Raw genomic sequence first — 20,609 nt, forward strand, 5'->3', positions numbered from 1 at the left:
GAGCACTCCGGGCGGCTAATCAGGTATCAAAGGGGAGTGAGCTTCTATTGACGTCTGGAACACTCAGAAATGGCCGTGTGTCCTGATGTTGCCGATGACGTTGCGGGATCGCCGCTGGTCTCAGCCTGAGCTCATAAACCCGCCGGGGATGAATGGCGATGAATCTCGCGATTCTACACCGCTGGCGTCAGGAGGGAATGGCGCAAAACGTTGTTCCAGTGCTGACGAAGCGTGCGGGATGACGACCGGCAGGGTTAATCGCTGTCCGGTTGCCCCACCAGATCGTTGCGACGGCTGATCCGGGCGTTCAACGCCAGTGCCACTCCGCTGAGTATCACGAAGCTGTAGCCCAGCGTGGATTGCAGGTTGGCAGGGCTCAGGCTGATCAAGGCACTGATCAAGCCGCCGCAGATGAAGATCAGCGTGCTGCCGGCGGATGCAGACGTGCCAGCATTTTCGGGATACAGGCTCATCGCCCGCGACGTGGCGGCGGGCCGGGCGATGGTGGTGCCAGCGGTGCAGATCAACATCGGGATCAGCACCGTGGTCGGGGTCAGTGCGAAGTTCGATGCCAGGTACAGCATGGTCAGGCCGGCGAACAGGATCAGGCTCAGCCCGACAACAATTTGCTGGCTACCGTTGATGCGTCTGCTCAGTACGCTGGCGAGGATGCCTCCGATCACATACGCAGCGCCGTAGATCAGCAGGATCAGCGAGAAGTCATAAGCAGACAGTTGCAGGCGGTCCATGAAAATCAGCGGCGAAATCACGATGAACGAAAAGTGGCAGGCGAAGGCGAAGGCTGAAATCAGCCAGTAACCGACGAAGTCGAAATCTACCAGTACCCGCCGGTAAGCCCTCAGAAAATGGGTGGATGTACCACGGGCTGCCGGTCGGCTGTTGTCCAGAAACCACCATGCCTTGAGTAGCACGATGGCGGACAGTGCGGAGAACACCCAGAAGCTGCCGCGCCAGCCAAGCGCGGCCTGAAGCAAGGTTCCGGCCAATGGAGATACGGAAATGAAGATACCGGTGGCGGTGACCATCAGAATCCGCAGGCGATCACGTTCCTCGCCTTCGAACAGATCCTGCACCAGCGCCTGTGACAGCACAAAACAGCCGCAACCCAGCGCCTGCACCACCCGAAAAACCAGAAACAGCGAATAATCCGAGGTCATCACGCATCCGAGGGCGCCGAGCATTGATACGCTCATGCCGGCGAGCAGCAGGCCTTTGCGTCCGATCACATCCGACAGGGGCCCGATCAGCAACTGGGCGAAGGCAATCCCGACCGCGAACAGGCTGATCGACAGGGCAATATCCGCCGGAGTGCTGCGAAAGTGCTCAGCCAGTGCCGGAAACGAAGGCAGCAGGACATCCAGCGGAAAGACGCCGAGCAGCACCATCGCCAGCAAAAGGCTGACAGCTCCGCGCCGCTGTCGTTGGGTCACCGCAGATTGTCCGTCATCCATCAATCAGTCCTGCCCTGGCAAAAAGTGTCTGGTTTTGAGGTTCGGCGAAAAATCCGGCTTTCTTCAGCGCGCTCATTGTGGCGAGGCTGCCGGTGCGTGCCCGCTGGCGACTGGCCTGGGCCGTTGTGATCGTGCCGAGAATCTCCATTACCGTGGTGCTTGCAATGTCCGCGCCGCAGAGGCTTTCCAGCATCCAGTGCTCATCCACTTCGAAGAAGATTTCCAGAATGTCGAGCAAGGTCGTCGCGGTGAACTCTCGCTGCCTTGGGTCCAGGTGCAGCCAGAGATAGTGGAACACTTCGGTGAAATACCGGCTGTGGCGCGCTTCGTCGGTGAGGTGATCGCGCAACATGTCGTTGACTCCGGACACCAGACTGTCGCGGCAGACATCCAGCAGTTCACGGGCAATGATGGTTTCCGAGACGAAACCCAGTAAGAAGCATGCCAGCGGCCGTTGCTGCTGGCCTGTGCGTGCAATCAGCAGGTTCATCCGGGTGATTCGCCTGGGCATGACCGGGCGTTTGGTGATGCCGTAGAGGCTGGCGATCTGCTCCGCTACCTGGCTGGAAAACAGGGCGTGATAGCCCTCGTCGGTGTAGAGCTGGAGCGCGGCGGTTTTCATCGGCGCCGGCACCGCGACGGGCAGCTCGCCGTGGACAATGGTTTCGACGGCGCGATTGACGATCCGGTGTTCGAGCAGCGTGGTGTAGTCGAGAAAATGCACCAGATGCCGGGCCGTGAGCCGATGCAGCGTCGATCGGCCCGCTGCTTCGATGGCCGGATGGGCCAGATAGGGCAGGAACGTTGGCGGAAACCAGTGCCGGGTCTCCAGTTGTTCCTGGATGTTGTCCGGCAACCGGTATTCGTGCGGGCTGGTGCGGACCGAGGCGCGGGTGTTCCAGTCATTCAGGGAGAATTGAAAGACCGGCTCCCTGGAGAGCGCGCTCATGGCTGGGCCTCACGCAGCAGGTCGCGCATTTCCTGACACATCGCCTGGCCGTCGCTTTCCCCGCAACCGACGAAGAACAAGGGTTGTTCCGCACTGTTTTCGAACCTCAGCAACGTCTCGACCTGATCATCGGCAAATGCACCCGTGAGCCAGGTGTTCATGCCGAGCGCTGTAGCCACCAGTTGAAACGTCTGCGAAAGATGCCCGGCTTCGACGAGCGCCATTCGATAGGCGCGCGAGTGCGGGTATTTCCACCAGAGCCGGTCGAAGCGGGCGGTGATGAACAGCCCCAATGGCAGGTTATTGATGAAGTGCTGGCCCCCCAGCAGATTGCCAGGTGCGGTGTCGGGCAAAGGGTTGATGAAGCTCAGGGCGTGTTCGGCGGGGTGGTAGGCATAAACCCCAGGCGTCAGTCCGTCGACGTTCTGTACAAATACGAACCCGGCGCAGGCATTGAGGCCGCCCCCGGAAGGACTGCTGCGCCGCGCGCCAAGGCCTTCGGCGATGCTGTCGTCGCAGTCGGCTTCGCGTTCTCGCAGGTAACCGAGGGACAGGTAAAGCAAGGTGCCGACATCGTCCAGCGACACGGCGGTGCCGGTGAAGGAGCGGCAGGTCTTTCGCCGGATCAGTGAATTCGACAGGCTGTCGTCATTCAATACGAGCGCTGAGGGCAGGGTGATGAGTGCGTTCGGACCTGTATCCGCAAGGATGTCGTGCGCAGGTGCAGTGGCAAGCACTGTGTTGCAGTGTTCGAGGTATTGCCTGGACCATTCCTGAATGTTTCGGGGCGTGTGTTCGCACGGAATATTCCGAGTCCCGATATGGTAGATCCTGGACAGTTCATCCCAGCCCCAGACAGGTGTCGGAACTTTTGAAGAAGTCAGTATTCCCGCATTTAATAACTGTGCGTCTATTATGTTGCTGTTGTCATATAGGTCGGGGTTGTGGACAAGTTGCGCCAGTCGGGAGGCATATTCAAGATCAAGTTCATGTTGAGTATGGTCTTTGTAATTCCAGACTATCTGGCCGGGCGTTCGTGGCAGTATGAATAAATAAGGATTTATATGCATGTTGGGGCACGCTGCTCTGGATAAGTGCTTTTTCAGAGGCGCTGGGTAGCCGGCTATACCCAGCGCCCACCTTACTTAACGGGCTTTAGGTGCGACCAGAAAAGCCAGGTTTGCAAGGGTGCGGGATTCCAGAGTAATTGCTTTCATGATTGAACTCCTTGTTCATTGTTGCTTCGTGGTTAGTGGGTGTCACCTCCGTGGTGACGACTCAATAATAGTTTGTAATGGATTAATCGCAAGCAAATATTAAGTAGGAATTGTCCAGTAATTTTGTCGGAGTGATCTATGGCTGGAAGTGAGTGTGTAAGTTAAATTCCAATAAATAAAACATGTAAGGAAATATCCTGCACATCGGCAGGACGATATATGTAGGAAAACAACGTTCAAGACAAAAAGAAGGGGAGCCCGTGGGCTCCCCTTTCGATAGCTTCAACGCCGTGCGTCTGTCAGCTGTTGGGCAGCAGGCGGCAGGTGATGCTCTTGATGTAGCGGGTTTCCGGGATGGCCGGGTGTACCGGGTGATCCGGGCCTTGGCCACCACGCTCCAGCAGCTGGATGTTGCGGTCCAGGTGACGGGCGCTGGTCAGCAGGATGTTCTGCAAGTCGTCTTCCGGCAGGTGCATCGAGCACGAAGCGCTGAACAGGATGCCGTCCTTGTTGAGCAGGCGCATGGCTTGCTCGTTCAGGCGACGGTAGGCGCCTTCACCGTTTTTCAGGTCTTTCTTGCGCTTGATGAACGCAGGCGGGTCGGCAACGATCACGTCGAAGCGCTCTTCGCTGGCCTTGAGTTCCTTCAGGGCTTCGAAGACGTCGCCTTCGATGCAGGTCATCTTGTCGGCGAAACCATTCAGTGCAGCGTTGCGCTCAACACCGTCGAGGGCGAAGCCCGAGGCGTCGACGCAGAACACTTCGCTGGCGCCGAATGCGGCCGCCTGCACACCCCAGCCACCGATGTAGCTGTACAGGTCCAGCACGCGTTTGCCCTTGGCGTAAGGGGCCAGGCGTGCGCGGTTCATGCGGTGGTCGTAGAACCAGCCGGTTTTCTGACCTTGAATGACCGGCGCTTCGAATTTCACACCGTTCTCTTCCAGTGCCACCCACTCCGGCACCACGCCGAATACGGTTTCGGTGTAGCGCTCAAGACCTTCGGCATCGCGGGCGGCGGAGTCGTTCTTGAACAGGATGCCGCTTGGCTTGAGCACTTGGGTCAGCGCCGCGATCACGTCATCTTTATGGGCTTCCATGGTCGCCGAGGCGAGCTGGACCACGAGGATGTCGCCGAAACGGTCGACCACCAGACCCGGCAGCAGGTCGGAATCGCCGTAGACCAGACGATAGAACGGCTTGTCGAACAGGCGCTCGCGCAGTGACAGGGCCACGTTGAGCCGATGGACCAGCAGCGACTTGTCCAGCGGCAGCTTGATGTCGCGCGACAGCAGGCGGGCGCAGATCAGGTTGTTCGGGCTCATGGCGACGATGCCCAGCGGCTTGCCGCCGGCGGCTTCGAGGATCGCCTGGTCGCCGGCCTTGAAGCCGTGCAACGGGGTCGCGGCCACGTCGATTTCGTTGCTGTAAATCCACAGGTGACCGGCGCGCAGGCGACGGTCGGCGTTGGCTTTGAGGCGCAAGCTAGGCAGGGACATGACGTCGCTCCGGAAAAAAGAGCGGGAGTATACCGTGTTGCGCCTTATGCCGGGTTTGGTGTGCGATGAAACGCGGCAGACCCCGTCACGAGCAGGCCCGCCCCGCGTCTGTGGGCCCGAGCCCTATGCCGACAGCGCGTCGATCAGCGCGTTGCTGAACGCCGGAATGTCGTCCGGTTGGCGACTGCTGATCAGATTGCCATCCTTGATCACCTCCTGATCGACCCAGTTGGCCCCCGCGTTGACCAGATCGTCCTTGACGGTCTTATAGCTGGTCATGGTCTTGCCATTGACCAGTCCTGCCGAAATCAGCAGCCAGCTGCCATGGCAGATCACTGCGATCGGTTTGCCGGCGGAGGCACCGGTCTTGACCAGGTGCTGGGCGTCCTGGTCGATGCGGATGGTGTCAGAGTTCTGCACACCGCCCGGGAGCACCACGGCATCGTATTGATCGATGCTTGCGCCCTGGAAGGTCTGGTCGACCTTGAAGTCGTCCGCCGGTTTATCGTGGTTCCAGCCTTTGACGCTGCCAGCTTCGGCAGAAAGGATGTCAACCTGCGCTCCTGCCTGCTCAAGTGCCTGTTTGGGGCCGGTCAGTTCGACCTGCTCGAAACCATCGGTTACCAGAAAAGCGACGCGCTTGCCGCTGAGAGAAGTCGCCATCGTTAAGCTCCTGAGTCTGTTGGGATTACTGCCCGAGACAGACGTGAATCTGTTCCGGGCACTACAGATTCCGAAGGCTGGTGGAAAGTGAAAGTTCCTGCGAATTGCCCACTGGTGTGTCGTGCGTCGGTTTTTAGAGGTTAGAATCGCCGCCTGTCCCAGAGTGTGTACTTATGTCCCAAGAGCTGACCACCGAACAGATTCAACAGTCCCTGCAGGGCATCAGTGTGCCCGCGCAGCCGCAGATCATGGTGGATCTGCAAATGGAGCAGTACATGCCCGACCCGGATCTGGAGACGATCGCCAAGCTGATCTCCCAGGATCCCGGCCTGTCCGGCTCGCTGCTGAAAATCGTCAATTCGCCCTATTACGGCCTGAGCAACAAGATCACCTCGATCAAGCGCGCGGTGAATCTGTTGGGCAGTCGCTCGATCATCAATCTGATCAACGCGATGTCGATCAAGGGCGAGATGAACGACGACACCATCGTCACCCTCAACCGTTTCTGGGACACCGCCCAGGACGTGGCGATGACCTGCCTGACCCTGGCCAAGCGCGTTGGCACCGAGGCGAGCGACGAGGCTTATGCCCTGGGTCTTTTCCATGATTGCGGCGTGCCGCTGATGCTTCAGCGTTTCCCCGACTACATGACTACGCTGGAGACGGCCTATGCCAATGCGAGTCCCGAGCGCCGGGTCGTGGACACCGAGAACGATGTCTACAACACCAACCACTCGGTCGTCGGCTATTACACCGCAAAGTCCTGGCGCTTGCCGGAGCATGTCAGCGCGGCCATCGCCAACCATCACAATGCCCTGGCGATCTTCAGCGACGACACCTCGCGCAACAGTCAGATGAAAAACCTGCTGGCGATCCTGAAAATGGCCGAGCACATCTGCGCGTCCTACCGGGTACTGGGCAACCAGACCGAAGACTTCGAATGGCAGGCCGTCGGGCCGCTGGTGCTCGAATACATCGGCCTCTCGGATTACGACTTCGAGACGTTGAAGCAGACGATCCGCGAACTTGGCGCGCACTGATTCAAGAAGCTGATGATTCGAGGAACTGATGCCTGAACTGCCGGAAGTCGAAACCACCCGCCGCGGCATTGCTCCGCACCTGGAAGGCCAACGGGTCAGCCGCGTAATCGTGCGTGACCGGCGGTTACGCTGGCCGATTCCCGAAGACCTCGATGTGCGCCTGTCCGGGCAACGCATCGTGCTGGTCGAGCGGCGCGCCAAGTATCTGCTGATCAACGCCGAAGTCGGCACGCTGATCAGCCACTTGGGCATGTCGGGCAACCTGCGGCTGGTTGAGGTCGGGATGCCGGCGGCCAAGCATGAGCATGTCGATATCGAGCTGGAGTCGGGCCTGGCCCTGCGCTACACCGATCCACGGCGCTTCGGGGCGATGCTCTGGAGCAACGACCCGCTCAATCACGAGTTGCTGATCCGCCTGGGCCCGGAGCCGTTGACCGATCTGTTCGATGGCGAGCGGTTGTATCAGCTGTCACGCGGGCGCTCGATGGCGGTCAAGCCGTTCATCATGGATAACGCGGTGGTGGTGGGGGTCGGCAATATCTACGCGACCGAGGCGCTGTTCGCCGCCGGTATCGATCCGCGGCGCGAGGCCAAGGGCATTTCCCGGGCGCGCTATCTGAAGCTGGCGATCGAGATCAAACGCATCCTCGCGGCGGCCATTGAGCGGGGCGGCACCACGTTGCGCGACTTCATTGGTGGCGACGGGCAGCCGGGGTATTTCCAGCAGGAACTGTTTGTCTACGGCCGCGGTGGCGAGCATTGCAAGGTCTGCGGCACGGGGCTGCGGGAAATGAAGCTCGGCCAGCGCGCGAGCGTCTGGTGTCCGCGCTGCCAAACCTGAGCAAGGCATCCGAAAAAGTCCTACGGTCTATAGTGAGTTGTCTCACTGTTCAGCCCGAAGGATCGTGCCATGAAGTCCTTGCAAACCCTCATCGTCGCACTTCTGCTGTGCTTGAGCCTGACCGTTCAGGCCACGGAAGGCGGCAGCGGTGATCCTCGTTACGCCATCCAGAATCCACCGGCCTACGCCATGCTCGGCGACCTGCTGATTGCCCGACCATTGCTGGTTGTGGCAACGGTGATCGGTGCCGGGGCGTTCGTCGTGTCGTTGCCGTTCACCGCGCTGGGTGGCGGGATTGGCGATGCGGGGGAGGCGTTGGTGGTGGCGCCGGCGAAAGCGGCGTTCGTGCGTTGCCTGGGTTGCACCGGAGAGGGATTCGAGCAGCGTGAATGACGCGATCGCAGCCGGGAGCTGCGATCGGATTCAGTGGCTCAAGCCTTGCCGGTGATCTTGCGGTACTTCTCCATCAACTGTTCTTCAGTCTCCGGATGGGCTTCGTCCAGTGGAATGCAATCCACCGGACAGACCTGCTGGCACTGCGGCTCGTCGTAGTGGCCGACGCATTGGGTGCAAAGGTTCGGGTCGATCACGTAGATCTCTTCGCCTTGGGAGATGGCGGCGTTCGGGCACTCGGGTTCGCAGACGTCGCAGTTGATGCAATCGTCGGTGATGATCAGGGACATGCTAACTCCAGCCGGGGCGGGGAGCCCGGGCGCTATGAATCAATGCGCGCAATTGTGCCGCATTGGCGCCCGTAGTGCACGCGGGCGCCGTTTGAACGGTCGTTACTTCTTGAAGCGCAGGGTCAGGGCGTCGGCCACCGCCGGGTGGACGAACTTGCTGATGTCGCCGCCCAGGGCCGCGATTTCCCGCACCAGGGTCGAGGAAATGAACGAATAACGCTCGGACGGGGTGAGAAACAGGCTCTCCACATCCGGGGCCAACTGGCGGTTCATGTTGGCCAGCTGGAATTCGTACTCGAAGTCCGACACCGCGCGCAGGCCACGCAGGAACACGTTGGCGTTCTGCTCTTTGGCAAAATGCGCCAGCAGCGTCGAAAAGCCGACCACTTCCACGTTCGGCAGGTGTTTGGTGACCTCGCGGGCCAGCTCGACCCGTTGTTCCAGCGGGAACAGCGGATTCTTCTTGGGGCTGGCGGCGACGGCGATGATCACATGGTCGAACAGGCGCGAGGCGCGTTCGACCAGATCGCCATGGCCCTTGGTAATAGGGTCGAAGGTACCTGGGTACAACACTCGGTTCATCGCGTCGTCCTGGCGGGAATCCGTTGGGGAGTCGGATGGTATCGCAGCCGTCCCGGTGGGGAAAGTCGCCTGTTGGGTAAGAAAGCACTATAGACGATCGGAAATTTCGTCTTTTTCAAGGGTTTCTCAACCGTTCGCCGAGGGATGTCGCCAGTTGCGCCGTCAGACCATACACCGACAACTGCGGGTTGGCGCCGATGCTGGTGGGGAACAGCGAGCCGTCATGGATCGACAGATTGCGCAGTTGATGATGGCGGCCGAGGCTGTCGGTGACGGCGGTTTTCGGGTCCTCGCCCATGGCGCAACCGCCCATGACGTGGGCGCTGCCCAGACGCGTGCGATACAACTCCAGACTCAGGCTGTCGATCAATGAGCGGGCCTCGGCCAGGCTGTTCACGTAGCGCGCATCGGCGTGCATCGGCATCACCGCTTTGGCGCCACCGGCGAACTGGATCTCGGCCATGCTGTGGAATGAACGGCGCAAGCCCTCCCAGGTGTAAGGCGACACCTGATAGTCGAGCACCGGCGAGCCGTCACCGCGCAGCTCGACACTGCCGCCCTGACTGTCCGGGTGAAAACCGTCGCGCAGCAGGGCCAGCATCGCGTGGGTGTGCGGCAGGTCCGCCATGTGTTGCGCGCTTTCCTGGCCGAACCCGCCGAGCAACGTAGCGGCCAGCGCCGGGTGCAGCGGCGGTACTTCGAGTTTGTAGGCCATCGGGCCGGTGGTGCCGTCCTTCCACTGGAAATGGTCCGAGTAAATCGACTGCGGCGCGCCGTAGAACGGGTTGATGACCTCGTCGAAACGCCCGGCGGACATGTTCACCAGATGCAGGAAGGTGCGCTTGCCCAGGCGTTTGTGCGGATCCGGTGCATCCGAACGCATCAGCAGCGCCGGGCTGTTGATCCCGCCGCCGGCCAGCACGTAATGCCGCGCCTTGACGGTGATCGTGCGTCCAGTCGGCTCGACGCAACGTTCGTCCAGCGCCACGCATTGCAGGCCGGTGACCTTGTCGCCGCTGATCAACAGCTTTTCGGCGCGGGCCAGATAAAGCAGCTCGCCACCCTTTTCCAAAGTCGCCGGAATGGTCGTGACCATCATCGATTGCTTGGCGTTGGTCGGGCAGCCCATACCGCAGTAGCCGAGGTTCCAGCAGCCGCGCACGTTGCGCGGGATCACGTGCCAGCTGTAGCCGAGCTGTTCGCAGCCTTTGCGGATCACGTCGTTGTTGGCGTTGGGCGGCACCATCCACGGGGCGACGCCGAGACGCTGCTCCATTTTCTCGAACCACGGCGCCATGTCGGCGGAGCTGTGGCCTTTGACGTTGTGTTCTTTGGCCCAGTGTTCGAGGGTCGGCTCGGGGGTGCGAAAACTCGATGTCCAGTTGATCAGCGTGGTGCCGCCGACCGCGCGGCCCTGAAGGATGGTGATCGCGCCGTCCTTGCTCATGCGGCCGATGCCTTCCTGATAAAGGCTGCTGTAGGCCTGGTCTTCCAGCAGTTTGAAATCGCTGCTGGTCTTGAGCGGGCCTTCTTCGATCAGCAGCACTTTATAGCCGGCGGCGCTGAGGATTTCCGCCGTGGTGCCGCCGCCGGCACCGCTGCCGATGATGGCGACGTCGGCTTCCAGGGTCAGGTCCTCGGTGAGTTGCGCGCCGTTGTAGGTTTTCCAGCCACGGGCAAGGCCTTCGCGAAACGGGTCGGGTACGGGCATCGATCAGGTTCTCTTATTATTGTTTTGCGTGGGTCGCCAGGCTCAAACGGCGGGCGGGCCGGGGTAACCGCAATGGGCCCAGGATCCGGCGCGGGTGTACCAGGCCATCATCACCATTTGCAGCAATGAGCTGTGGCCCATGCGCAGCAGGTTCAGCGAGCTGTTTTCCCAACGTTCGAGGAAGTGGCGGATCGCTTCGGGGCTGGCGTTTTCCCAACTGCCCCAGATCCCGGTCAATGGTCCGCGCGTCACCGCCATGCCCAGCACATCGAACAGTTGCCGGGTGAGCTTGAGCATTTCCGGCGACAGGTGATCGAGGCTGTAATCCAGCGACTTCAGGGTGCCATCGACAGCGGCGGGCAGCTTTTCCACCGCAACGGCGCCATCGAGCATCACTGGAATCAGTGCGCGCAGAAACAGCAGATCGCCGCTGCGCAACGTGGCGAACCCGTTGGCTGAAACGCTCGAAGAACAGCCGCTGAGGCTGGCACCAAGGCCGGCGGTGGCGAGGAAAGCCGTGGCGCCGAGGCTGAATTTCAGCAGGCCCCGGCGCGACAGGGCAGGTGTTTCGGTCAGGCTTGGGTGCATTGTTGTTATTACCCGGCGGTGACGTTAGCGAATGAACAGTTTCTGGATCAGTTTCTGAATGGATTTGCCGTAGGGCGGGTAGATCAGCTTCGCCGCGTTGAAGCGCTGTTTGACCAGCACGCCCTTGGCCTTGCTGAACGTCAGGAAACCTTCGTGCCCGTGGTAATGGCCCATGCCTGACGGGCCGATGCCGCCGAACGGCATGTCGTCCTGCGCCACGTGCAGCAGCGTGTCGTTGAGGCAGACGCCACCGGAATGGGTTTCGCTGAGTACGCGCTGCTGTTCGCGCTTGTCGTAGCCGAAGTAGTAAAGAGCCAGAGGACGTGGCCGCTGATTGATGTAAGCAAATGCCTGATCCAGATCCTGATACGGCACGATCGGCAGCAGCGGGCCGAAGATTTCGTCCTGCATCACCGTCATCTCGTCGCTGACATTCAGCAGCAGGCTGTGGGGCATGCGGCGGCCCTGGCCCTGGTCGAACAGCGGAATCAGCAGCGCGCCCTTGCTGGTGGCGTCGCTGAGGTAGCTGTTCAGTCGCGCCAGTTGGCGCTCGTTGATGATGGCGGTGTAGTCCGGGTTGTCGGCAAGCGTCGGATAAAACCCGCGCACGGCCTGGCGATAGGCTTCGACGAAACCGCCGACGCGATCTTCCGGCACCAGCACATAGTCAGGGGCAACGCAGGTCTGCCCGGCGTTGAGGGTCTTGCCGAAGGCGATGCGTTCGGCGGCGTCCTTGAGCGGTACGTCGTGGGAGACGATGGCCGGGGATTTGCCGCCCAGCTCCAGGGTCACCGGCGTAAGGTTCTCTGCCGCTGCCCGCATCACATGCTTGCCGACGCTGGTGGAACCGGTGAACAGCAAGTGGTCGAAACGCATTTTCGAAAACGCCACGCCGACATCAGCCTCGCCGAGCACCACGCACACCAGATCTTCGGGGAAGATCCGCGCCAGCAGTTCCTTGAGCAACAGGCCGGTGGCCGGGGTCGATTCGCTGAGTTTCAGCATCACCCGGTTGCCGGCCGCGAGGGCGCCGGTCAACGGGCCGATTGCAAGGAACAGCGGGTAGTTCCACGGCACGATGACGCCGACCACGCCCAGCGGCTGGTACACGACTTTCGCCGATGCCGGTTGGAAAGCGACGCCGACTTTGCGCCGCGAAGGTTTCATCCACTGGCTGATGTGCTGGCTGGCGTAGTGAATGCCGTGCAGGCTCGGCATCAGTTCGGCGAGCAGGGTTTCATCGGCGCTGCGGTGGCTGAAGTCGGAGCTGATGGCGTCGATCAGGGCCTGCCGTTCGCTGCTCAGCAAATCGCGCAGGGCCTTGAGCCATTGCTGGCGCTGGGTTGCAGGCGGCATCGGGTTGGCGGCGTAGGCGGCGCGCTGCGCGTTGAACAGCCGGTTGAGCTCTTCCAGCGGCTGTTGCAGCGTTTGCAGGTAGGCAATATCGGCAGTCATTGTCAGCTCCGTAGGTATTGTTATGACGAGCTTTTTAGAGTCAATGCTCTAGAAAGTCAAATGGCTTCCTTGCGCATCCTGGTTTTATCCCGTTCCGGTTAGGTCGTAAGATGCCCCCCAACGCACTCTGAATTAAAGCTCAAGCCATGGCCCCACGGATCAAAACCAGCGAGCGCATCGTGCAGAACAGCCTCGAGCTGTTCAATCAGCAGGGCGAGCGCAGCATCAGCACCAATCACATCGCCGCCCACATGGAGATTTCTCCGGGCAATCTGTACTACCACTTCCCCAACAAGCAGGCGATCATCGCCGTGCTGTTTAGTGAGTACGAAAGCCTGGTGGACAGCTTCCTGCGTCCGCCCCAGGGGCGTGCCGCGACGGTCGAAGACAAGCGCTTCTATCTCAAGGAGCTGCTGTCGGCGATGTGGCGCTACCGCTTTCTGCACCGCGATCTCGAACACTTGCTCGACAGCGATCCGGATCTGGCCGCGCGTTATCGCCGCTTCTCCCAGCGCTGCGTAATCCAGGGCGCAGCGATCTACGAAGGCTTTGTCGCTGCCGGGATCCTGAAGATGGACCGAGTGCAGATCGAATCCCTGACCCTCAACGCGTGGATCATCCTCACCTCGTGGGTGCGCTTCCTGTGCACGACCCGGGAGAACTCCAACTACCTCAGTGAACAGGCCATCAAGCGTGGCGTGTATCAGGTGCTGGTGCTGGAAGCGGGGTTTGTCACCGAGCAGGCCCGCGATGAGGTCAACGCCTTGTTCGAAGAGTTCTACGTGCCGCTGGCCCAGGCCCTCGAAGAAAGACCGTAATTCCATTTCCTCACTGGAGTCGTTCGCTATGCCGATTGCGCAACTGATCAGCCCGACCGCACTGGATGCCCGCAAGGCGCAACCGGGGCTGGTGATTCTCGACTGCCGTTTTGCCCTCGAAGACCCGGATTACGGCCAGCGCAGCTACGCCGAGGGGCACATTGCCGGGGCACATTTCGCCGATCTTGAGCGCGACCTCAGCGGCCCGGTGACCAAGGGCGTGACCGGTCGCCATCCGCTGCCGGAACCGGCGGCGCTGATCGAACGCCTGCAAGCATTCGGCATCAACAATGACAGTGACGTGGTTTTGTATGACGACGGCCCGGGCGCCTATGCGGCGCGGGCCTGGTGGTTGCTGGCGTGGCTGGGCAAGCGCGACGGTGTGTTCATTCTCGATGGCGGGCTCAAGGCCTGGCATGCGGCGGGATTGCCGTTGAGTCTTGATCCACCGTCAGCGGGCCGGGGCAGCTTCAGCGGCCAGCCGGACATGAGCCTGCTGCTCAGCGCCGAGCAATTGCAGCAGCGCCTCGGTCAGCCGGCCCTGACCCTGCTCGATGCCCGCGCCTTGCCGCGCTTCAAGGGCGAAGTGGAGCCGATCGACCCGATCGCCGGGCACATTCCCGGCGCGCAATGCGCGGCGTTTACCGACAACCTGGGCAGCGACGGGCGTTTCCTGCCGGCCGATCAGCTCAAGCAGCGTTTCGCCGCGAAACTGGGCGAGCGTTCGCCGAGCGATCTGGTGGCTTACTGCGGTTCCGGGGTGACGGCGTGTCACAACCTTTTCGCCCTCTGCCTGGCGGGTTATCCGTTGGGTTCGCTGTATGCCGGATCGTGGAGCGAGTGGATCAACGATCCGGCGCGCGGTATCGCTACGGGCGAATAAGCGATCAGCGATCCAGCCGCGCGCTGCGATAGGCCGCCGGGCCTACGCCATAAACCTGTTTGAACTGCCGGCTCAGATGGCTCTGGTCGGCAAATCCCAGTTGCGTGGCGACTTCCACCGGCAGGCAGCCGCTCTGTAACAAGCCCCGTGCGCGGGCGATCCGCTGCTGCATCAGCCAGCTGTGCGGCGGCATGCCGGTGGCGCGGCGGAACACCCGGGCGAAGTGGAAGGGCGACAGGTTCACGGCCGCCGCCAGTTCTTCCAGCGAGGGCGGCGCCGCCAGCTGCGCGTGCAGCAACTCCTTGGCCATCGCCACTGCGCGGTGCTCTTTGCCGGGCTTGCCATTGATCTGCACCGCCGCGTGACGTTGCAACAGCAGCATCATCATTTCCCGCCACACCGTTTGCTGTTGCAACGCGGTGGCGGGGCTTTCCAGCAAGCGATGCAACTGACAGAAACCGTTGACCAGATCCGGATCGCGATACAGCGTCGCGCCGAAGGCCGGCATCGGTGCGGTCGGCAGTTCCAGTTCATTCAGCAGCCCGACGATCTGTCCGGTGTCGGGGTAAAACGCCCGATATAGCCAGCCGTCCTCGGTGCCCTTGTGGCCGGTATGCAATTCGTCCGGATTGATCAATACCAGCGTGCCGCTGCCTGCCAGATGTTCGGCGCCGCGATAGCGATAACGCTGGGCCCCGGCCATGATCATGCCGATCACGTAGCCGTCGTGGACGTGCGGGGCGAAGCGCTGCTCGATGTAGCGTGCCGACAACAGTTCAACACCGGCCAGCGGTGCGGCTTGCCAGAAACGGATCGACTCGCCCTGATCGTTCATGACTCACTCGCGCCCCGCGTCGGCCAGCCACTGCGGAATCCGTCGTTCCAGGTAGTAACCCGGCTGGCGGAGCGTGCCGTCGACGAAGCCGACGTGTCCGCCCTTGTTTTGCAATTCGAACTGGGTCGTGGCCGACAGCTCACTGGCCTGCGGCAGGCTGTGGGGGAACACGAACGGATCGTCCGCTGCCTGAATGATCAGGGTCGGCGTGCGGATCTCGCCGAGAAAGTAGCGGCTCGACGCGCGGCGATAGTAATCCTCGGCATCGGCGAAACCGTGCAGCGGTGCGGTTACCCGGCCATCGAAATCCCAGAAAGTGCGCATGTTTTCCAGCGAGCCGAGGGCCGCCAGTGCGGCGAGACCGTCCTCGCGGCCGTCGTGCTGGAACTGGCGCTGCTTGTTCTTGATGTAGGCGACCATCTCGCGCATGAAGTGCGCCTGATAGACCTTCGAGAAACCCTGGCCGATACGGTCGGCGCATTGATCGAGGCGAAACGGCACCGACACCGCCACCGCACCGAGCACGCCGCTGGCGCTGCCGGTTTCTCCCAGATGCTTGAGCAGCACGTTGCCGCCGAGGGAGTAGCCGACCGCATACAACGGCGCCAGTGGCCGCTTGGCCTTCAGGTGGCGGAGGGTTTCGGCGAGGTCTTCGCTGGCGCCGGAATGGTAGCTGCGCGGCAACAGGTTCGGCTCGCCGGAGCAGCCGCGCCAGTTCAGCGCGACACTGGCCCAGCCTTGCGCGGCGAGCGCGGCCTGGATTCCGGCCACGTAAGGCGAATTGGAAGAACCGGTCAGGCCGTGCAACACCAGCACCAATGGCGCCTCGGCGCTGTGCGGGCCATACCAGTCCAGATCCAGGAAATCGCCGTCGTCCAGCCACAGCCGTTCGCGTTGGCGATCAAGGTGCACGGTTTTACGCCACAGCGGCCCCCACAAGGTTTGCAGGTGCGGATTGCCGAGGCCGAAGGCGGGGATGAACGTTTTTGACGAAGGGGGCACGATTGCTCTCGATGCAGCGCAGCGAGCCTCGGCTGAGACTCGCCGCTTTTTCAGGCCGGTCGGTTAACCGGCGATCACTGCCATACGTTGCCACAACGCGTAGTACACCCGCCCGGATTTCTGTTCGCGGTGCAGGCGCCAGTTACCCGGCAGGCCGAGGGTCGATGGCGCGGTTTCGCTTTCAGTGTAGATCCACGAATCATCGGCCAGCCATTGGCGCTCTTCCAGCAGCGTGCACACCGCTGGCAGCAGGTTCTGGTTGAACGGCGGGTCGAGGAATACCAAGTCGAACGCGGTCGCGGTCTGGGTTTCCAGGTAGCGCAGCGCGTCGGCGGTCTGCACCTGGCCGTTGGTGCAGCGCAGGGTGCCGAGGTGTTCTTTCAGGCTGGAGACCGCGACGTGGCTGGCATCCAGCGCCTGGCCCGTGGCCGCGCCACGGGACAGCGCTTCGAGAAACAGCGCGCCGCTGCCGGCGAACGGGTCGAGTACCTTGGCTCCGGCAACGTACGGCGCAAGCCAGTTGAACAGGGTTTCACGCACCCGGTCCGGCGTCGGGCGCAGGCCCGGCGCATCAGGAAAGCTCAGCTTTCGGCTGCGCCATTCGCCGCCGATGATGCGCAACTGGTTCACCCCGTTGTGCAGTTTTTGTACAGGTTTCTTTGGACTGGCCATTAATGCTCCGGAACCCCGAGCGGCTGCTCGGCAGGTTTATCAGATGGGGCCGGTAACGGCTTTTGCGGCACGGTCGGGCCAGCGCTGACGATGACCAGTTTATCCGTGCTCAAGTGTTTGTTCAGAACGTCGCGAACCTGCTCGATCGTCAGGCTTTGGGACTGACGCATGAAGTCGTCCAGATAGCTCAGCGGCAGGTTGTAGAAACCCATGGCGCCGAGCTGGCCGACGATATCGGCATTGCTCGCCGTGGACAGCGGGAAGCTGCCGGCCAGTTCGCGCTTGGCGTCGTCCAGTTCTTTCTGGGTCGGGCCGGTCTTGAGATAGTCGGCGAGCACGTCCTGCACCAGTTTCAGGGTGCCTTCGCTCATTTCCGCGCGGGTCTGCAGGTTGATCATGAACGGGCCACGAGCCTGCATCGGGCTGAAGGCCGAATACACGCCGTAGGTCAGGCCGCGCTTCTCGCGCACTTCGCTCATCAGCCGGGTGCCGAAACCGCCACCGCCGAGGATCTGGTTGCCCATCGACAGCGCGGCGTAGTCCGGGTCATCACGGTCGATGCCCAGTTGCGCGATCATCAGGTTGGTCTGCTTCGACGGAAACTCGATGTGGCCGATGCCGGCTTTCGGTTCGGTCGGTTGCTCGACTTTCGCCAGCGCCGGGCCTTTTGGCAGCGCAGCGGACACCTGATTGGCAATCGCCTCGGCTTCGCTGCGGGACAGATCGCCCACCAGCGCAATCACCACGTTGCCGGCTGCATAGGCCTTGGCATGGAACTCGCGCAGTTGCGCCAGCGTGATCTTCGGCACGCTCTGCGCGTTGCCGTCGCTGGAATGGGCGTACGGGTGATCGCCGTACAGACGCTTCATCAGCTCCAGGCTGGCGAGTTTGCCGGGGTTCTGTTTCTGGTATTCGAAACCGGCGAGCATCTGGTTCTTGATGCGCGCGAAGGAATCGGCCGGGAAGGTCGGTTTGCCCACCACTTCCGAGAACAGTTTCAGCGCCGGCTCGCGTTTGTCAGCAGCACTGAGGCTGCGCAGCGACGCGATGGCCATGTCTTTATAGGCGCCGTTGCCGAAATCCGCGCCCAGGCCTTCGAAGCCTTGAGCGATGGCGCCGACATCCTTGCCCGCCACACCTTCGTTGAGCATGGCGTTGGTCAGCAGGGCCAGACCCGGCGCGTTGCCGTCCTGGCTGCTGCCGGCGGAAAAGATCAGGCGCATGTCGAACATCGGCAGTTCGCGGGCTTCGACGAACAGCACCTTGGCGCCTTCGGCGGTGTTCCAGGTCTGCACGTCGAGCTTGCGGCTGGCCGGGGCCTTGCCGTCGAGTTCGGCCAGCGATTGCAGCTTCTGGCTGGACTTGGCGTTTTCCAGCGCTTCGCTGGCCTTGGTGTTGTCGCTCGGCACCAGATAGAACGCAGCGGAGCCGATGATGGCCACGGCGATCAGGCCGAGCAGCAGGCGTGGGGTTTTGCGCTCACTCATGAGTCGTCTCCAGGGGCAGGACGTGGGCGACGCTGAGACGTTCGCGGGTGAAATACAGCTTGGCGGCGTTCTGGATGTCTTGCGGGGTGACGCTTTCCAGATCGGCCAGCTCGGTGTCCATCAGCTTCCACGACAGGCCGACGGTCTCCAGTTGGCCGATGGCGGTGGCCTGACTGGTGATCGAATCGCGCTCGAAGACCAGGCCGGCGATGACCTGCGCACGCACGCGCTCCAGCTCTTCGGCGGACGGTGCGCTGGTTTTCAGCTGCTCCAGCAGTTTCCACAGGCCGGCTTCCGCCTGGGCCATGGTCTTTTTCTTCTGGGTGTTCGGTGTGGCCGACAGGGTGAACAGGCTGTCACCGCGGGTGTAAGCGTCATAGCTCGACGAACCGCCGGACACCAACTCTTCACCGCGCTCCAGTTGGGTTGGGATGCGGCCGCTGTAGCCGCCGTCCAGCAGGGCCGAAATCAGGCGCAAGGCGTTGACCGAACGTTTGTCTTCGGCGGTGGCAATGCTCGGGACGTTGAAGCCGAGCATCAGGCTCGGCAGTTGAGTCTGCACGTGCAGGGTGATCTGGCGTTCACCCGGTTCGGCCAGTTCCAGCGGCTTTTTCGCCGGCGGCACGTCGCGTTTCGCGATCGGCCCGAAGTAGCGCTGGGCGAGGGTCTTCACCTCGTCCGGGGTCACGTCGCCGACCACCACCAGCGTGGCGTTGTTCGGCACGTACCAGGACTGATACCAGTGACGCAGCTCTTCGACCTTCATCCGCTCCAGGTCAGCCATCCAGCCGATGGTCGGCGTGTGATAACCACTGGCCGGGTAGGCCATGGCCTTGTAGCGCTCGTAGGCCTTGGACATCGGCTTGTCGTCGGTGCGCAGGCGGCGCTCTTCCTTGATGACTTCGATTTCCTTGGCGAACTCGTCGGCCGGCAGGCGCAGGTTGGCCATGCGGTCGGCTTCCAGTTCGAAGGCCACGCCCAGACGGTCGCGGGCCAGCACCTGGTAATAAGCGGTGAAGTCGTCGCTGGTGAACGCGTTCTCTTCGGCGCCGAGGTCACGCAGGATCAGCGAGGCTTCGCCGGGGCCGACTTTTTCGCTGCCCTTGAACATCATGTGCTCGAGAGCGTGGGACAGACCGGTCTGGCCCGGGGTTTCGTAGCTGGAACCAACCTTGTACCAGACCTGCGACACCACCACCGGCGCGCGATGGTCTTCGCGCACGACGACCTTCAGGCCGTTGTCGAGGGTGAATTCGTGGGTCGGTTGCGGGTCGGCCGCCAGGGCCGAAAGGGGCAGGCAGACTGTGCTGAGCAGCAGGCCTGCGGCGCGGCGGGCTAGAGCATTCATTCGTTTTTAAACCTGTTGGGCTGCCCGCTTGGTCTTAGCCTAGGCGGGCGAGGAGGTGCTAGGATACTGATCCGTTTTACCGGCGACCACGCCTATCCGGTTTTGAAACCTGATCAGGTTGTATGGGGTTGCGGCAGAAGGCCTTGGTTTATCAGCTAAACTTCGCTCTTTCGCCGATTTTGCCGGCTAGTCCTTCATTAAGACGATTCCTTTGAGGTGCCGTTGGCGCCTCGACAAAATGTTGCGCGTGAACAAGCTGGGTGAAACACAGTCTGTTCTGCATCGAATATTTATTTGCCGGGGCGCCCCTGTGGCGCGTCGCTACCGTGAGATAGCCGTCCTCCATGTTTGGTTCCAACGACGACAAGAAGACCCCAGCTGCGGCTGGCGAGAAGAAAAGCCTGTTCGGATGGCTGCGCAAGAAACCGCAGGAACCCGTCGTCGAACAGCCGACAGCCATTCCTGAGCCAGCCCCTGCGCCCGCTCCCGTAATAGAAGAAGCGCCGGCACCGGTTGTGCTGCCGATCGCCGAGCCGGTGCTGCAACCGGTGGCCGAGGCCGAGGCTGAAACGCCGGCCGCCGCCGAATTGCCGCTGACCCCGGCCAGCGAGCCGTGGCTGACCTTGCCAGTGGCGGAAGAGCCGGTGGCGCTGGTTGAAGAGGCTGCGCCGCACGTTACGCCGCCGATTCCTGCGCCGGTGGCGTTCACGCCAGAGCCTGTTCCGGCGCCGGTGGTGGAAGCTGCTCCTGTCATTCCAGAACCTGTGGTTGCTGCCCCGGTTGCGCCGATTTTTGAAGCGCCCGAGCCTGCACCTGCACCTGCACCTGCACCTGCACCTGCACCTGCACCTGCACCTGCACCTGCAC

At 61.9% G+C, this 20,609-nt stretch carries 20 protein-coding genes and 1 pseudogene; 6 read left to right on the top strand and 15 right to left on the bottom strand.

Annotation, left to right across the window (positions count from 1 at the left end):
• Positions 1-254: 254 nt before the first annotated feature.
• From QLG12_RS23520 to QLG12_RS23540, 5 genes are all read right to left on the bottom strand, one after another.
• The gene (locus tag QLG12_RS23520) at positions 255-1,472 is read right to left on the bottom strand and encodes a multidrug effflux MFS transporter (protein WP_197867185.1); all 1,218 of its coding nucleotides are present in this window, start codon (positions 1,470-1,472) and stop codon (positions 255-257) included.
• Positions 1,465-2,421, bottom strand: coding sequence for a diiron oxygenase (locus QLG12_RS23525; RefSeq protein ID WP_282475305.1), 957 nt, complete (start codon positions 2,419-2,421; stop codon positions 1,465-1,467). Before QLG12_RS23525 ends, QLG12_RS23520 begins: the two co-directional genes overlap by 8 nt.
• Positions 2,418-3,491 (bottom strand): SagB family peptide dehydrogenase, encoded by a 1,074-nt coding sequence (locus QLG12_RS23530; RefSeq protein WP_282475306.1) that lies wholly within the window; start codon positions 3,489-3,491, stop codon positions 2,418-2,420. Before QLG12_RS23530 ends, QLG12_RS23525 begins: the two co-directional genes overlap by 4 nt.
• A gap of 446 nt (positions 3,492-3,937) precedes the next feature.
• Positions 3,938-5,134 (bottom strand): class I SAM-dependent rRNA methyltransferase, encoded by a 1,197-nt coding sequence (locus QLG12_RS23535; RefSeq protein ID WP_064380060.1) that lies wholly within the window; start codon positions 5,132-5,134, stop codon positions 3,938-3,940.
• 123 nt (positions 5,135-5,257) lie between these two features.
• Entirely contained in the window at positions 5,258-5,797 is a 540-nt protein-coding gene (locus tag QLG12_RS23540; RefSeq protein WP_197867188.1) for a type 1 glutamine amidotransferase domain-containing protein, read from the bottom strand.
• Between the two features lie 227 nt (positions 5,798-6,024).
• On the opposite strand from QLG12_RS23540, the gene QLG12_RS23545 reads away from it, so the two are divergent.
• From QLG12_RS23545 to QLG12_RS23555, 3 genes are all read left to right on the top strand, one after another.
• The gene (locus QLG12_RS23545; RefSeq protein WP_282475311.1) at positions 6,025-6,837 is read left to right on the top strand and encodes an HDOD domain-containing protein; all 813 of its coding nucleotides are present in this window, start codon (positions 6,025-6,027) and stop codon (positions 6,835-6,837) included.
• Positions 6,838-6,865: 28 nt separating this feature from the next.
• Positions 6,866-7,678: a bifunctional DNA-formamidopyrimidine glycosylase/DNA-(apurinic or apyrimidinic site) lyase gene (mutM, locus tag QLG12_RS23550; protein WP_197867189.1), complete on the top strand. Its 813-nt coding sequence runs from the start codon at positions 6,866-6,868 to the stop codon at positions 7,676-7,678.
• A gap of 69 nt (positions 7,679-7,747) precedes the next feature.
• Positions 7,748-8,071: a hypothetical protein gene (locus QLG12_RS23555; RefSeq protein WP_011336397.1), complete on the top strand. Its 324-nt coding sequence runs from the start codon at positions 7,748-7,750 to the stop codon at positions 8,069-8,071.
• Between the two features lie 38 nt (positions 8,072-8,109).
• Here the strand turns inward: QLG12_RS23555 and QLG12_RS23560 are convergent, their stop codons facing one another.
• The 5 genes from QLG12_RS23560 to QLG12_RS23580 form a co-directional block, all read right to left on the bottom strand.
• Positions 8,110-8,361: a YfhL family 4Fe-4S dicluster ferredoxin gene (locus tag QLG12_RS23560; protein ID WP_003195146.1), complete on the bottom strand. Its 252-nt coding sequence runs from the start codon at positions 8,359-8,361 to the stop codon at positions 8,110-8,112.
• A gap of 102 nt (positions 8,362-8,463) precedes the next feature.
• Complete coding sequence (gene coaD, locus QLG12_RS23565) at positions 8,464-8,943, bottom strand: pantetheine-phosphate adenylyltransferase (protein ID WP_003229157.1); 480 nt, start codon at positions 8,941-8,943, stop codon at positions 8,464-8,466.
• 115 nt (positions 8,944-9,058) lie between these two features.
• Complete coding sequence (locus tag QLG12_RS23570) at positions 9,059-10,654, bottom strand: GMC family oxidoreductase (RefSeq protein ID WP_197867190.1); 1,596 nt, start codon at positions 10,652-10,654, stop codon at positions 9,059-9,061.
• Positions 10,655-10,696: 42 nt separating this feature from the next.
• A complete protein-coding gene (locus QLG12_RS23575) occupies positions 10,697-11,242 on the bottom strand; it encodes a twin-arginine translocation pathway signal protein (RefSeq protein ID WP_197867191.1) in 546 nt (181 codons plus the stop codon).
• 24 nt (positions 11,243-11,266) lie between these two features.
• The gene (locus QLG12_RS23580; protein WP_197867192.1) at positions 11,267-12,697 is read right to left on the bottom strand and encodes a coniferyl aldehyde dehydrogenase; all 1,431 of its coding nucleotides are present in this window, start codon (positions 12,695-12,697) and stop codon (positions 11,267-11,269) included.
• Positions 12,698-12,843: 146 nt separating this feature from the next.
• Here QLG12_RS23580 and QLG12_RS23585 point away from each other — a divergent pair, with 146 nt between their 5' ends.
• Together QLG12_RS23585 and QLG12_RS23590 are read left to right on the top strand one after the other, a co-directional pair.
• Positions 12,844-13,515, top strand: a complete 672-nt coding sequence (locus QLG12_RS23585) for a TetR/AcrR family transcriptional regulator (RefSeq protein ID WP_011336393.1) — start codon at positions 12,844-12,846, stop codon at positions 13,513-13,515.
• A gap of 28 nt (positions 13,516-13,543) precedes the next feature.
• Positions 13,544-14,398, top strand: a complete 855-nt coding sequence (locus QLG12_RS23590; RefSeq protein WP_236192211.1) for a sulfurtransferase — start codon at positions 13,544-13,546, stop codon at positions 14,396-14,398.
• 4 nt (positions 14,399-14,402) lie between these two features.
• On the opposite strand, the gene QLG12_RS23595 is transcribed toward QLG12_RS23590, so the two are convergent.
• The 5 genes from QLG12_RS23595 to QLG12_RS23615 form a co-directional block, all read right to left on the bottom strand.
• Positions 14,403-15,233, bottom strand: coding sequence for an AraC family transcriptional regulator (locus QLG12_RS23595; RefSeq protein WP_197867194.1), 831 nt, complete (start codon positions 15,231-15,233; stop codon positions 14,403-14,405).
• A 3-nt stretch (positions 15,234-15,236) separates the two neighbouring features.
• The gene (locus QLG12_RS23600; protein WP_197867195.1) at positions 15,237-16,235 is read right to left on the bottom strand and encodes a hydrolase; all 999 of its coding nucleotides are present in this window, start codon (positions 16,233-16,235) and stop codon (positions 15,237-15,239) included.
• A gap of 63 nt (positions 16,236-16,298) precedes the next feature.
• The gene (rsmD, locus tag QLG12_RS23605) at positions 16,299-16,907 is read right to left on the bottom strand and encodes a 16S rRNA (guanine(966)-N(2))-methyltransferase RsmD (RefSeq protein WP_197867196.1); all 609 of its coding nucleotides are present in this window, start codon (positions 16,905-16,907) and stop codon (positions 16,299-16,301) included.
• On the bottom strand, positions 16,907-18,394 hold the full coding sequence (locus tag QLG12_RS23610; protein ID WP_282475307.1) for a pitrilysin family protein: 1,488 nt from the start codon (positions 18,392-18,394) through the stop codon (positions 16,907-16,909). The genes rsmD and QLG12_RS23610 overlap by 1 nt, the downstream gene beginning before the upstream one ends.
• Entirely contained in the window at positions 18,387-19,742 is a 1,356-nt protein-coding gene (locus QLG12_RS23615; protein WP_282475308.1) for a pitrilysin family protein, read from the bottom strand. Before QLG12_RS23615 ends, QLG12_RS23610 begins: the two co-directional genes overlap by 8 nt.
• A 344-nt stretch (positions 19,743-20,086) precedes the next feature.
• Between QLG12_RS23615 and QLG12_RS23620 the strand changes: the two are divergent.
• Positions 20,087-20,609 (top strand): annotated as a pseudogene (locus QLG12_RS23620) (signal recognition particle-docking protein FtsY); the annotation flags it as partial.

This window comes from Pseudomonas sp. V88_4 (assembly GCF_029967985.1).
Lineage (GTDB): Bacteria > Pseudomonadota > Gammaproteobacteria > Pseudomonadales > Pseudomonadaceae > Aquipseudomonas > Aquipseudomonas glycinae.